Genomic DNA, 13,601 nt, shown 5'->3' on the forward strand with positions numbered 1-13,601 from the left:
ACTTGAAAGCTGTCAGCACCTCAGGACTTGACCGGCAGCCCGGTCGCCGAGGCGATCTGGCTGGCGGCATCGTCGAGTGCCGCCTTGGCGTCGGGATAGCCGCCGGCGAGATATTTGGTCTGTACCGCGCGCACGATGATCTCCGCATCGCTCTGGAACTGGGTGCCGCGGCTCGGAACAACCTTGGGCAAGGTGCCGAGAATATCCTTCCACACCGCCTGGCCACCCCAGTAGGGCAGGCCCTGGCCGACATAGGGGTCGTTCAGCGCCGAGACCAGCGAGGGGACGAGGCCGAACTCCTTCAGCATGGTGATCTGGCCTTCATTGGTGCCGAGGGTGTATTTCAAATACTCGTAGGCAGCTTCCTTGTTCTTCGACGCCGAGGTGATGGCGAGCGAGGAGCCACCGAGATTGGCGGCGCGCGGGCCGTCCGCGGTCAGGCTCGGCATCAGATAGACGCCCCATTTGCCGTTTTCGCCCGCCGATTCGGTGCGGATGGTGCCCTCGTACCAGCCGCCATAGACCTGGGTGGCGACGGTTCCGGCGGTGTTGTTGGTGATCTTGGTGCCCCAGTCGGCAGACGAGACGATGCCGGCGTCCTTCATCTCCTTGAGCTTGGTCATGGCGTCGACGCATTTGGGCTGGTTGACCGTGATCGACTGGCCGTCCTCGGCGAAATAGGCGCAGCCCTGTTCGTTGGCGATCATGCGGAAGAATTCACTGTCGCCGTTGAAATCGGCATTGGTCATCGAGACGCCCGGATTGGCGGCCTGGATCTTCTTGCCGGCGGCGATGAAATCGTCCCAGGTCTTGATCGATGCCGGATCGACGCCGGCCTTCTCGTAGAAGTCGCGACGATAGAAGGCGGCGACCGGACCGGAATCCCACGGCATGGCATAGGCCTTGTCGCCGACTTCGAGTTCGGTGCGCTTGAAATCGGGGAATTTCTTCTGGTCCTCGGCTGTGTAGCCCAGCGTGTGCAGGTCGACGAAACAGTCGGGGAACTGGCTCCAGTAATTCTCGGCCTCGCCGTTCTCGATGGTGACGACGTCGGGCAGGCCAACGCCGCCGGCCGCGCATCCGGCGATCGACTTGTCATAGGTCGGCTGGTTGCCGAGATCCTGGACGGTGACCTTGATGTCGGGATGCAGCTTGTTGAAACCGGCAACCGTTGCCTTCAGCGACGAGGCGGCGACATTCCAGCTCCAGATCGTGATTTCGCCGGATTGCGCGAAGGCCGGGGCTGAGCCCAAGGCAAGCGCGAGCACGGCGCAGGACAGTGTGATGCGCATTGAAATCCTCCCATTTCATTTGCTCTCTCTGCGAGCCTGGCTAGACTAGGCACCGGCAAGGGCCTGTCCCCGACAAAGGGAATACGAAATTGGCGGAAAGTAAGATGCCCGAACGGCCGTTTTACCAGCCTGGTGCCAGCAGCGTGGAAGGCCTGCCGTTGCTGCTGCAGATGTTCCACACCAGCCCCCTGGTGATGCTGAAGCCGCATTGGCATGCCCAGGTCGAGGTGAATTTCATCGTCCGCGGCTCCGTCCACTACCGCATGAACGAGCACGAAATATCGCTTTCGGCCGGCGAGATGTGCCTGTTCTGGGGTGGCCTGCCGCACCAGATGGACGATTTGAGCGACGACGCCGTCTATGCCGGCGCGCATCTGCCGCTGGTGCATTTCTTTCGGCTGCACCTGCCCGCGGACATACGCCACCGGCTGATGACGGGTGCGACGCTGGTGACCAGCGCCACCGATCAATCCGACAACGACAATTTCGCCCGCTGGAACCGCTATGCCCGCTCGGGCGATCCGGCCAAGGCCGAGCATGCCGTCAACGAACTTCTGCTGCGGCTGGAACGGGTAAGGTTCGAGCCCTACCGGCTGGTGCCGGTAAACACCGCCGGACAGGAAGCGGGCAACCCCTTCGACCAGCAATCGTCGCGCAATGTCGGGCGCATGTGCGATTTCATCGCCGAGAATTTCCTCTACGACATCGATTGCGTGAACATAGCGGCGGCCGCCGACATCCACCCCAAATACGCCATGAGCCTGTTCAAGAAATCGACCGGCATGACGCTCAACGAATATGTCAACCTGTTGCGGCTGAGCTATGCGCAGGCACTGTTGATGCACCAGGACGCCAACGTGCTGCGCGTCGCCATGGACTCCGGCTTCGGCTCGCTCAGCGCCTTCAACAAATCCTTCCGCAAGCTGGCCGGCATGACCCCATCCGACTTCCGCAAAGGCCTGGCAGGCGCCAGATAGGCGGGCGCACGGCATGCAAACCGGCCCATCGGGCGGCATTTCTTTTCCTGCGGGAAATCCACACCTGGGCGCTGGACAGGCCGAATTCCCGTGCTATAACCCACGCGCTTTCAAGGGGGCGCCCACGGTGTCTTCATGAAATCCGGAACACGACTTTTCGTTAGCCGGAGCAGGCCCAGATAGCTCAGTTGGTAGAGCAGCGGACTGAAAATCCGCGTGTCGGTGGTTCGAATCCGCCTCTGGGCACCATCCCCTGTTCTCCCGATAATCTCCTTCGCCGAAGCTTCTACGCTTCTGTTTCTGCAAGCAGCGGAAATCGTTGCCGATTTTGGCACACAAGGTGCAGTTGGTCGGGTCTTGTAGAATTTCGGGGTAGTTGGTCCAACGAGGCGGAGGGCTGGTATTTCTGCTGGTATTGGACATTCTGATGGTATCGTCCAGCCAAATGGAGCCCCGAAAATGGCCCTTTCCGATGTGAAATGCCGAAATGCCCGACCCACTTCCAAGCTCATGAAATTGTCTGACGGTGGTGGGCTCCAGCTTTGGGTGCAGCCTACCGGATCTCGCCTTTGGCGCCTCGCCTATCGTTTTGGCGGCAAGCAGAAACTTCTGGCGTTGGGCAGCTATCCCCTAATCTCCCTCGCTGAGGCACGCGAGGCGCGCGATACGGCCAAACGCCTACTCCTTCGTGGCATCGACCCGGCACAGGAGCGTAAGTTGCAAAAGTTCCATTCGGCAAAGGACACGTTTCGCTCAATCGCGGAGGAATATGTCGACAAGCTGAAGATGGAAGGACGTGCCGATCGGACCATCACCAAAGTCAAATGGTTGCTCGATTTTGCCTATCCATCCTTTGGCGACAAAGGCGTCCGGGAGATCGATTCGGCCACAATTCTTACCGCTCTAAGGAGCGTGGAAGCTCGCGGTCGATACGAGTCGGCCAGGCGACTGCGCTCCACCGTCGGGAGCGTGTTGCGGTACGCAATCGCGACCGCACGCGCCGAGGCAGATCCGACTATCGCTTTGAGGGGCGCACTCATCAGCCCGACAGTCACGTCGCGTGCCGCAATTACCGATCCTAAGGCCTTGGGAGGCTTGCTGAGGGCGATCGATACATTTGACGGACAGGCTACAACCCGAGCCGCCCTGAAGCTGATGGCGCTGCTGTTTCCCCGGCCCGGCGAGTTGCGCGCGAGTGGATGGGACGAGTTCGATTTCGAAAGCTCGGTGTGGACCATCCCTGAAGGACGGATGAAGATGCGACGGCCGCACCGCGTATCCCTTTCAAGGCAGGCCGTCAGCGTCCTGACCTCACTTAAAGAAATCTCTGGTGGTGGATCGCTGCTGTTTCCTAGTGTTCGATCGGTTTCGCGTCCGATTTCCGACAATACGCTTAACGCCGCCCTGCGCCGTATGGGCATTGGCAAGGAAGAAGCTACGGCGCACGGTTTTCGAGCAACGGCATCAACTCTGCTAAACGAATGCGGGAAATGGCATCCGGACGCCATAGAGCGTCAGCTGGCCCATATTGAGAACAACGACGTTCGTCGTGCGTATGCCCGGGCAGAGCACTGGGAAGAGCGGGTCAAGATGATGCAATGGTGGGCCGATTATCTGGATGAACTGGAGAGCAAAAACGCGCGAGTGATCTCAATCGGGAACCGTGACATCATTAACTGAAGGCTCAGTTGGAGAAGGGAAGTAGCAGCCAAACTGCATGCGCAATGATCTCGCCAGGAAAACGATGGCGGCGATAGAGCGGATCTCGAACAATCTTCAACATCGTGACCTGATGCGGTGGACGGCCTCCGCTCCCGGCATCGCAATGTGCCAAAGTGTGGCTGTCGAAAGTCACATAAGGGAGAGCCGTCCATGGAGAAGGTTAGCACAGTCGGTTTGGATATAGCCAAGCACGTCTTTCAGATCCGCGGCGTAGAAGCGTTGGGCGTGGCAGTCCTCCGCCGAAAGCTGCGTCGTGACGATGTCGCTGGTTCCTTCAAGGTGTTGCCGCCGTGCCTGATCGGAATCGAGGCGTGCGCGACCGCACACTACTGGGCTCGGGTCCTAATGGCGCTGGGTCACGAGGTTCGGCTCATGCCGGCGTCGTACGTCAATGTGAAGAGGCAGAAGAATGAGGCGATGGATCCCGAGGCGATCTGCGAAGCGGTTGAGCCGTCTGCTCGATACAACTCCTCGAATAGGTCCAATCACTGCAAGCGATCGCTGCGACCGTAGCGGCGAAACTCATCGGGTGGTAAAGACCGCCTCGGCAGGATCAGCAAGCAGGGCGATCCATATCTCCGTCGTCTACTCGTGGTCGGTGCCCACGCCGTGCTCCGATTCAGCGCAAAAAGCAAAGTGGCGTCTACCCGCTGGGCTACCGAACTGCTGGCGAAGAAACCATATAACGTCGTCGCCGTCGCCTTAGCGAACAAGATGGCGAGGACCGTCAGGGCGTTGATGGCGACCGGCCAACGCTTTGAGGCTCCCGGTCGCGAAGGATTCAGAGATTGGTGAGGTGCTGATGGTGTGATGGCGAACCGTCGAGCCGGGGTCGGACTAACCCGCTCAGTGGGTGCCGCTTGAAAGCGCGTTAACCTGTCTGGGATCCGATCAGCGGACTACATCAGGGCCAGCGACATGAACGAGCCGCACTCAAAGGCCGAATACATGCCTGCACCAGAAGCGCCGAGAAAGCCCTTTAAGGTAGAGTTTCCCGGCTTTCTCACGATGGCGGGCTGGCGGCGCCATTGGCATGAAGCAACGAGATCGGGGCCTTGTGCCCGATCGCCACATGCGGGCGCACCTCGTTGTAGTATCTGCGCCAATCCTTCGGTCGCGTCGGCAAGGGTCAGGAACCAGTGGGCGTTCAGGCACTCCGCCCTGAAGCGGCCGTTGAAGGCTTCGATGTAGGCGTTGTCGGTGGGCTTTCCCGGCCTGCTGAAGTGGAGCGTCACGCCTTTCGCCTAGCCCATAGGTCGAGGTCGCGGGAGACGAACTCAGAGCCTTGGTCGACGCGGATCGTCTTCGGATAGCCGATCTTCGGACAGACCTGTTCCAGTGCCCTGACCACATCCTCCGCCCGATAGCCGAACCGCGGGTCGAGCACAGGCACATGGCGGGAGAACGTGTTGACGACCGTCAGCACACGGATCTTCTTGCCCGTCGCGAGCTGGACGAAGTCCATCCCCAGACGTCGTTCGGCCCGACGGCTTCCTCCCGGCCTTCCCGCAGCTTCGCCTTCACACGCCGGCTCGGCGTCTTGTTCCTGAGCTGCAGACCCAAGTCCCTGCAAGTTCGATAGGTTCGCTTCATGTTGATGTCCCAGCCCTCGCGCGTGAGCATCACGTGCACGCGCCGGTATCCCTAGCGGACCCGTGTGGCGCAGATGTCCTTGATCCGAGCTTCGATGCCGGCCTGACATCGCGGCGGCGGGACTTGTAGTGATAGGTTGACGTGTCGAACTCCAGAACCCGGCATGCTCGCCGGATCGACACGTTCCACTCATCACACGTCTCGGCCACCAGCTCGCGTTTGCGACCAGGCCTCACAGTGTTCGATTGACGTCCTGCAGCATCTCCTTGTCCAAGGACAGATCGGCCACCAGCTTCCTGAGGTTGCAGTTCTCGTCCTCAAGCTGCTTCAGCCGCTTCATCTTGGTGGGCAGCAGTCCGTCGTATTTCCTCTTCCAGTTGAAGTACGTCGCCTGGCTGATCCCGCCCTACGACAGATCTCCGCGACGGGGATTCCGTCCGGCCCCTGCTTCAGAATGAACGCCTACTGCGCGTCCGAGAACTTCGATGCCTCCATCGCCTTCAGCTCCTCCCAGCCAAGGGATGTTACCGCGGAAACTCCACTTTGAACGATCCAGTTTTCAGGGATCAGAGAGTCAGAGGAATCGCTTTACACCGCAGATTTCCCTCAGTTTTCAGTTAACGTTGCGGTGCCCTTGGGAGGCCTTACACCTTAAGCGTTTCTCTGAGTGTCGAGCCCGGATACTCCCTGCGGAAGAGTCCACGCTTTTGGAGGATGGGCACGACTGATCGAGTGAAGGCCTCAAAAGAGCCGGGCATTTCAGTGGGCGTGACGATGAACCCATCGCAGCCCTTCTTCTCGAAAAATTCCTGGAGTTGGTCGGCCACGCTCTCGGGCGTGCCGACGAGTTGAGGACAGAGCTCGCTTGTGGCGAAGCGCTTCGCCGCCTCTCCGAGCGTGAGATTGCCGGCCTTGGTCCCCTGCAGGATGACATCGAAGGAGCCACGAGAGCCGGCCTCTGCCGGAATGTCGCTAATCGGCTTGTCTATCGGCCATTGTGACAAGTCGAGTCCGGTATGGGCTGACATTAAGGGGATCCCGATGCGAGGTTCGACAAGTTCATTGATGTAAGCCTGCTTCTCGCGCGCAATCGATTCCGTTTCGCCGACGATCGGGTCCACCGAGACCAAGATAGAGCAATCGTCCGGATTCCGCCCCCCGCTGTCGAGGCGATGCTTCATGTCAGCATAGAACTCCTGCATGTCCGGCAACGAATGCTGGAGCGTAAAGACGAGCTCGGCGTAGGTGGCGGCAAATTTGCGTCCGCGCAGTGACGATCCGGCCTGCATGATGACCGGATGCCGCTGAGGGCTCGGTGGAACGGTGAACATGCCACTCGCACCGACGAACTTCCCGGCGATCTCGGTGCGGCGCATCTTCGCTTCGTCAATGAAGTCGCCGCTTTCCTTATCGATGACGAGGGCGTGATCGGACCAACCCGTCCACATGTCAAGACAGACATTTAGGACCTCCTCGGCGCGGTCGTAGCGTTCGTCGCGCCCCGGGAGCGCATCCTTGCCGAAATTCTGCGCCGCCCGGTGGTATGAGGAAGTCACGATATTCCAAGCGATGCGGCCGCCGCTCAGCACATCGAGCGATGAAAGCACTCGGGCTATCGCATAGGGCTCTTGGAAGCTTGTGGAAATGGTCACGCCGAGTCCAATGCGCGACGTCGCTCGCGCCATCATCGCGATAAGAGGGACAGGATCAAGTAGCGACATCTGCCCTCCCCGAGCCATAGCGTTTTCGCTGTGGAAGCACAGGGTATCGGCAAAGAATAATCCGTCAAATCTGCCGACCTCAAGGGTTCGAGCCAGCGTTTCCCAGAATGCCGGGTCGAGAAACCTGTTTTCTGTTTCTGGATGACGCCACATGCCGTGATGATGGAAAGTTGGCCCGGCCATGAGAAACGCTACGAACTTCATTTGTCGTGACATTCTGCTTTCCTCTTCATTTTTTAATTTATGTATACGTGCTAACGAAGCAAGGGTCGCGCCAATCTAGAACTCCTACTGCTACGTAGCTGTTTTACATTCATTTTCTTAAGCCACTAGAGGGCAGAGCCAAACTGTCCCGCAAGGCGCAAGATATACCCCAGCTATTGGCGGATTAAGGACATTGTGATGTCCTTTGCGATCAGGCCCGCGATAGGATCAGAGAAGTCAATTTGTATGCGATCATGCCTTTTTTCTCGCCTCGGACGGTTTCTTTGGGTGAACACAATCGATATTGCGAACCATCGCTCGAACTCGCCAATACGCCTTGATCGAATTCACTGAGAGCTCGGCGGAGACCAGCGTCGAGACCTCGGTTGGGAGCGTCGGCAATTTCCTTGACAACGCTCTGTCGTAACGACTACCGCTCTACACAAGGCCGAGGTGATCCCTCCATGCGGACCATGGCGTTACGTCGAGGCCGTGGCGTTCGCGACGCTGGAATGGATCGACTGGTCCAGTAATCGCCGGCTGCTGGAGCTTATCAGCAACATCCCGCCGGCCCTTAGGGGAACGCTACTAGGCCATACTCGAAAAGCTAGCCATGGCGGCGCGTCTCAAAGCAAACAGCCTCCGAAACCTGGCGCGGTTCATACAGCTTGTCATCTCTACCTCTTGACTAAGCCCAGGCTCCATGACGAAATCGATTAGCTTTATGTGATCACCTCACCCGCGTTGAGCATGCCATGCGATAGAGCGAAATCGCAGGCTGGCCGGCTGCCACCTTCGAAACGTCTCCGCAATCATTTGCAGTATGGAATTCCAATGCTCAGGTGAGACTTGACTCGGGATATCATGTCTCCCAGCCCAAAACTTGACAAACCGCTCTTCGCTCATGGATACAGCTTCGGTGCTAGCGAGAGAGATGCAGTTGCCCAGATTGGGATATTGATTGAGGAGCGGTTCGTAGGTTCCCATTTGACCGACGAGTGTAGTAACCGCCCGTCGCAAAGCGGGTGCCATATCGCGTATCCTATTTTCGATTTCAAGTTGAAAGGGATCCCTCTCAAGATCTGCAAGAAGGGTCACAATGGTGAAAAACCCGCGAGGCCGCAAGATTCGCATGCTTTCGCGAAGTGCTTCGCGCGCGTTCGTCAAATGGAACGACAGGCTGTAGCAAACCCAATCTAGCGATGCGTCGGCGAGGCCCGTGCTTTCTCCCGGTGCATTGATCCAGGAAACGGCAGGATAAGTTGGGCCTAGCTTTCGCCCCACCTCAACCATCTGACTATCAGGTTCCACAGCATACCCTGAAAGTCCCATGTCAGCTAAGGCATAGGCAATTTGGCCAGTACCTGCGCCGATATCCCCGAAGATCGGACGCTCGGCGGAGTGCTTTACTTCATCGAGAAGAGATTGAAGGACTCGCCGGGAAAACGGAGGGAACGCAGGATAAAACTTCGCTATTTCGGAAAAGCTTCCAAAAGACCGCCTACTCGTAACTTCCATCTTCTACTCCACTGCGTTGTTGACTTCTTACATCGGGCCATTCGCTATGAGCCCCGGCAGCCCAGCCGGCGCGCTGCCTTGGAAGAAAGGCTTCAAAAATCGTGCCAACTTGTCTATCGAACTGGTGCGAAGAATTTTCGACCAGTTTGCGCCGTCTACCTGCGGATGAAAAATGAGCCATCGGCCAAACAAGCCTGTCACAGCCGCGACAAACCCGACAATTGTCGCATCGTTCGTCTGAATTGCTCCTGAATAGTAAGTTGTGCCTTCTGTGATTGCTGCCTCTGATACAAGAAGTATCTGAGGCAATGAGGGCGTAGTCGCGTGGCTCTGATAAAGGCCTTCGTGCCTGGCATTTTCAGAGGCCGTTTATGATGATAGCGGGTCCGGTTCGAACTCATTTCCGAGCACGGCTGCTTGGGGGCAACGGCTTTCCTGATCTGGATCTAGCTTACGTCGGCTCGGCTAAGCGAAGCATTCGCCCAGGCCCGCCTTGTGCGCCCAGAGATCCGTGGAACCGTGTGTCGCCCCAGCGCGCTGACCCGGTGCAGCAAAGGTTCGCCGTCTCAGCATCTCGAAGCGCTCCGGAGAACCAACGAACCCTTAGGTGCATTTCCTCAATGCGAACTGCCAAGCTGTCCTTCACGGCGGTGACCCGAGTGGGCAAAGATAGAACACTTCCTAATTGAAACGGTAGGCAGGGACCTCTTCAACGGAGAAAGGGGTAGCGTGCTGAGGGTTCGGCTGAGAGAGGGCGGTCATGGCAGGCTGGTGATTGTTCACGTCACCGATTCCCGCGAAGGAACGCCACCATGACCAAGACAGAAAGTAAGACCGCCAGCGCTGCCGTCAAAGACATTCTGCTTTCGAACCCGGATGGATTGCACGAGGTGATCCGCGCGGTGATGCAGGAGGTGCTCGAGGCCGAGATGGACGAGGCGCTGGGTGCTTCGAAGAGCGAGCGCACGCCGGAGCGTCTCGGCTATCGCTCGGGTTACTATGGCCGTACCCTTGTCACGCGTGTCGGCAAGCTTGAGCTGCGGGTTCCGCAGGACCGGGCGGGCCGCTTCTCGACCGAACTTTTCGAGCGTTACCAGCGTTCCGAGCGGGCCTTGGTGGCCACGCTTGCGGAGATGTATGTGCAGGGCGTGTCGACCCGGAAGGTCAAGGCGATCACCGAAGAGCTGTGCGGCCATGCGTTCTCGGCCTCATCGATCTCGGCCATCAACAAGCGGCTGGACGAGAGCCTGAAGGCCTTTGCCGAGCGCCCGCTTCAGGAGCCCTTTGCCTATCTCATCCTCGATGCCCGCTACGAGAAGGTGCGCGAGGCCGGCATCGTCACGAGCCAGGCGGTGCTGATCGCGGTCGGCATCGACTGGGACGGGCGGCGCCAGATCCTGGCAGTGGAAATGGCCAATCGCGAAAGCCGCTCGGCCTGGAGGGATTTCCTCGTCGCGCTGAAGACGCGCGGCCTCAAGGGCGTCGAGCTGGTTGTCTCTGACGACCATGCCGGCCTGGTCGCGGCGATCGGCGGGGTGATCCCCGAAGCCGCCTGGCAGCGCTGCTACGTGCACTTCCTCAGGAACGCGCTCGATCACCTGCCGAGAAAGCACGGCGACGACTGCCTGCAGGAGTTGCGCTGGCTCTACGACCGGCGCGATCTCGCCGAGGCCAAGGCCGATCTCGCCGCATGGCTTGCCACATGGTCGGGCCGCTATCCGCGCCTGACGAGCTGGGTAGAGGAGACCATCGAATGCACGTTGACCTTCTTTGCCTGCCGCGCCAGCACCACAAGCACCTGAAGTCCACCAAAATGCTGGAACGCCTCAACGAGGAAATCCGCCGGCGCACCTATGTCGTGCGCATCTTCCCGAACGCCGAAAGCTGCCTGCGCCTGGTCAGGTCGCTGGCCGTCGAAACCAACGAAAACTGGATGGAGGCCAACCGCTACATCAACATGGACGACTGCGCGAGCACAAGAAGCTCGCTTTGCGCCAAGCCGCATGACCAGCTTCATGGCCGCCCCTTTTTGCAGAACTTGACGCACACAACCGAAAAGGGCTCGATCACCTGTGTAGGGAGCATGGCGCATTGCATGTAGGAAGTGTGCGCTGGGTCTATGACCGACGCGATCTCGCAGCATGGCTGGCCAAGTGGTCGCCAAGCTATCCCTGAGCTGACGAACGGAGTGGAGGAAGCGGACAACACACGGCTAGACGGCGTCGATCTGGAGGAAATGGCCGGGCCATTTCGGTTTGCTGCCCTTGGGCAGGCGTATGGCGTAGCGCTTGCTGACAAGGCGGAAGCGGCGGCCGCCAAGCTGCGGCGCAAAGACGGGTATAAATGCCGGCCCCTTTAATTGAGGTGAGACACATGTCCGATAGACTACTCGTGCGCAGTGATGAGTACGCGAGACGCATCGACGCACTCCGGAAGTGCATGGCAGAACAATCTCTTGATGCGTTTGTGATCTCAGACCAAGACCACTTTGAATATTTTACAGGCTACAAGTCCCTGTTCTGGATCTCTAAAGCTCGGCCGTACTTTCTGGTCGTTCTGAAAGAGAGCGACACGGTGATGGTCGTGGCAGCCGCTGCCGAAGCGAAGACATTTTCTCAAACGCCCGAGCTGCCTGCAGGTGTGATGCACCGGCAGTATTCCGGCTTCATCGAGGGTGCGGTTGATAAAGTGGTCGAAGTTCTCGGGCAGGCCGACCTTCGCAGAATTGCGCTTGATTATGGATTCGAGAGTTTCGGCCTCGGTTCCCTCAGTTTGCTTGACAAGCTAAACGCCCAATTTCGTGCAGCACAGCTCTTGGAAGGTGCAGATTTCATTTGGCCCATCCGAATGATCAAGACGCCGGCGGAAATTGCCCAGAAGCGGCTTACGCTCGGGATCGCGCATGGCGCGTTCCACCATTGCTTGAACAATTTGACGCTGGGCACGACGGAAAAACGATTCGCCAAGGCCTTGACCCTCGAGCTGATCGAACGTGGCGCCGATTCGGTTCCGTGGCTCCCGGTGCGTTTTGGACGAGAGGATTTCGCTTATAGCCTGCCGCCGAGCGATCGGGCGCTGGCAAAAGATGATTTCATTTGGGTTGATATCGGTTGCTGCATGTTGGCTTCGACTTCAGACGTCAATCGGATTGCGAAGGCCGGCCGCGTCACCGACGAAGAGCAAAGCATTTACACTCAGGTTCGAAACATAACAACCGCGACCTTGTCTGCAATTAGGCCGGGCATGACCGGTGCCGATGTCTACGGCGCGTTCGAAGCGTTTGCCAAGCAAACTGAGTTGGGGTTGCCGAGCGCAACTGCGTCCCGGATCGGCCATGGGTCCGGACGCAACCTGACGGAGCCACCCTCGATCGCGGCTACCTCGAAGGAGGTGATTCATGAGGGGATGATCATCCACGTCGAGCCGAAATACGAAATGTGCGGTGGAGTATTCCAGTTGGAGGAGGTTGCCGTGGTGACAAAGAACGGCGCAGAATTCATTACAACGCTTTCTGCAGAACGATTTCCCGAAATTTTGCTCTAATTGGAATTATTCATTCGGAGAATAATCGACGCGGATTTACCGCCTTCTTCGCGAACACTCTGGTCTTGCGGTGAGCCGACACAAAGATAGGCCCCTCTGAGCATGTCTCAGCTGCGAAGCGCGCCGTCGCTTCAGCGGGCAATGAGCGAACGGCGGGCGTGTAAAGCCATCGGCTGTTGCCGCATGACGGTTCGCTACGAGACCAGCAGGCCGGACGACCGCGAGCTTCGCGAGCGGATGAAGGCGATCGCGCAGGAGCGTCGCCGGTTCGGCTACCGGCGTCTTCTCGTGATGCCGCAGGAAAGCGGCCCTCACCGTCCTCGATACGAGCTTCTGATCCAGGCGGAAGACCCGAGATTATCTACAGGGTCATCGAAGCGATGCCCTTACGGCTAGCTGACAGAGGTTCTTCCACCTGGCACCCGCCCTTCAACGACGAAGGGCCGGAAGTCGGAACCACCTTTGACGACAGCGTGCACGACGCGGGCCATCTTGGCGGTGATAGCGGTCATTGCCTTGCGGCGTAGATCGGGATTGTCGCGATCGCTCGCAATGTAGCCTTCGAACTTATGACGGAAGCCATTCTCCCGCTGGCGGATCGCGACTTGTCCGGCGATCCACAGGGTAGGGCGCAGCCGAGCATTGCCGAATTGAAAAGGCGGGTCTGGCCCCGATATTGGCCTGACTGCTGTGTCGAGAGGTCCAGCCTGCAGAACTTTAGAAACTGGCGACGATGAGCGAAACGGCGAAGATCGCCGGCTTCGGCAATGATGGTCAATGCGTTGATCGGTCCAATGCCCGGGATTTGTCGCAGGAGCTGATAATCCTGGCTGTGCCGCAACAGCTCGTCGGCCTGCGCTTCGATCTCATTGCGCAAGCATGCGATCCGAGTGCTCCGTCAACGCGCGTCGAAGATACCTGGCAACAAGAGGCACAGCCTTCGCTACGGCGGCGATGTTCGCGAAGCGCTCGTGGTGTTTGTGGGAGGCATCGGAGCGGCTGTGTTCCAAACGGCTGCGGCCGTTGATACC

6 protein-coding genes, 1 tRNA gene and 8 pseudogenes are annotated in these 13,601 nt (G+C 58.7%); 9 read left to right on the plus strand and 6 right to left on the minus strand.

Translation table 11 applies throughout. The features are described from left to right. Window positions 1-20: 20 nt before the first annotated feature. Window positions 21-1,292 carry an ABC transporter substrate-binding protein gene (locus tag EN850_RS26750; protein ID WP_127276327.1) on the minus strand — a complete coding sequence of 424 codons (1,272 nt, stop codon included), beginning with the start codon at window positions 1,290-1,292 and terminating at the stop codon, window positions 21-23. 104 nt (window positions 1,293-1,396) lie between these two features. Here EN850_RS26750 and EN850_RS26755 point away from each other — a divergent pair, with 104 nt between their 5' ends. The 3 genes from EN850_RS26755 (at window position 1,397) to EN850_RS26765 (ending at window position 3,949) form a co-directional block, all read left to right on the plus strand. Then, window positions 1,397-2,269, plus strand: a complete 873-nt coding sequence (locus EN850_RS26755) for a helix-turn-helix domain-containing protein (RefSeq protein WP_127276325.1) — start codon at window positions 1,397-1,399, stop codon at window positions 2,267-2,269. 173 nt (window positions 2,270-2,442) lie between these two features. Then, a tRNA-Phe gene (locus EN850_RS26760) sits at window positions 2,443-2,518 on the plus strand. A gap of 210 nt (window positions 2,519-2,728) precedes the next feature. Further along, on the plus strand, window positions 2,729-3,949 hold the full coding sequence (locus tag EN850_RS26765; protein ID WP_127310301.1) for an integrase arm-type DNA-binding domain-containing protein: 1,221 nt from the start codon (window positions 2,729-2,731) through the stop codon (window positions 3,947-3,949). 25 nt (window positions 3,950-3,974) lie between these two features. On the opposite strand, the pseudogene EN850_RS37275 reads toward EN850_RS26765, so the two are convergent. Continuing rightward, window positions 3,975-4,052, minus strand: a pseudogene (locus EN850_RS37275) (IS6 family transposase); the annotation flags it as partial. Between the two features lie 89 nt (window positions 4,053-4,141). Between EN850_RS37275 and EN850_RS26775 the strand changes: the two are divergent. After that, window positions 4,142-4,786: pseudogene (locus EN850_RS26775) on the plus strand (transposase). A 208-nt stretch (window positions 4,787-4,994) separates the two neighbouring features. On the opposite strand, the pseudogene EN850_RS26780 reads toward EN850_RS26775, so the two are convergent. Both EN850_RS26780 and EN850_RS26785 read right to left on the minus strand, forming a co-directional pair. Next, a pseudogene (locus tag EN850_RS26780) lies at window positions 4,995-6,040 on the minus strand (IS3 family transposase). A gap of 188 nt (window positions 6,041-6,228) precedes the next feature. Beyond that, complete coding sequence (locus EN850_RS26785) at window positions 6,229-7,521, minus strand: LLM class flavin-dependent oxidoreductase (protein WP_245463608.1); 1,293 nt, start codon at window positions 7,519-7,521, stop codon at window positions 6,229-6,231. Between the two features lie 316 nt (window positions 7,522-7,837). On the opposite strand from EN850_RS26785, the pseudogene EN850_RS37280 reads away from it, so the two are divergent. Then, window positions 7,838-8,101: pseudogene (locus EN850_RS37280) on the plus strand (IS3 family transposase); the annotation flags it as partial. Window positions 8,102-8,244: 143 nt separating this feature from the next. On the opposite strand, the gene EN850_RS26790 reads toward EN850_RS37280, so the two are convergent. Then, on the minus strand, window positions 8,245-9,027 hold the full coding sequence (locus EN850_RS26790) for a class I SAM-dependent methyltransferase (RefSeq protein ID WP_127310300.1): 783 nt from the start codon (window positions 9,025-9,027) through the stop codon (window positions 8,245-8,247). Between the two features lie 812 nt (window positions 9,028-9,839). On the opposite strand from EN850_RS26790, the pseudogene EN850_RS26795 reads away from it, so the two are divergent. The 4 genes and pseudogenes from EN850_RS26795 to EN850_RS26810 all read left to right on the plus strand — a co-directional run. Continuing rightward, a pseudogene (locus EN850_RS26795) lies at window positions 9,840-11,034 on the plus strand (IS256 family transposase). Between the two features lie 54 nt (window positions 11,035-11,088). Further along, window positions 11,089-11,224, plus strand: a pseudogene (locus tag EN850_RS37285) (IS256 family transposase); the annotation flags it as partial. A 176-nt stretch (window positions 11,225-11,400) separates the two neighbouring features. Beyond that, the gene (locus EN850_RS26805) at window positions 11,401-12,570 is read left to right on the plus strand and encodes a Xaa-Pro peptidase family protein (protein ID WP_164761741.1); all 1,170 of its coding nucleotides are present in this window, start codon (window positions 11,401-11,403) and stop codon (window positions 12,568-12,570) included. A gap of 141 nt (window positions 12,571-12,711) precedes the next feature. Continuing rightward, window positions 12,712-12,864 (plus strand): annotated as a pseudogene (locus EN850_RS26810) (IS3 family transposase); the annotation flags it as partial. Window positions 12,865-12,962: 98 nt separating this feature from the next. Here the strand turns inward: EN850_RS26810 and EN850_RS26815 are convergent. Then, window positions 12,963-13,444, minus strand: a pseudogene (locus EN850_RS26815) (transposase); the annotation flags it as partial. Window positions 13,445-13,601: the final 157 nt, after the last annotated feature.

It is taken from the genome of Mesorhizobium sp. M8A.F.Ca.ET.207.01.1.1, assembly GCF_004794715.1.
In the GTDB taxonomy this organism is placed as follows: Bacteria; Pseudomonadota; Alphaproteobacteria; order Rhizobiales; family Rhizobiaceae; genus Mesorhizobium.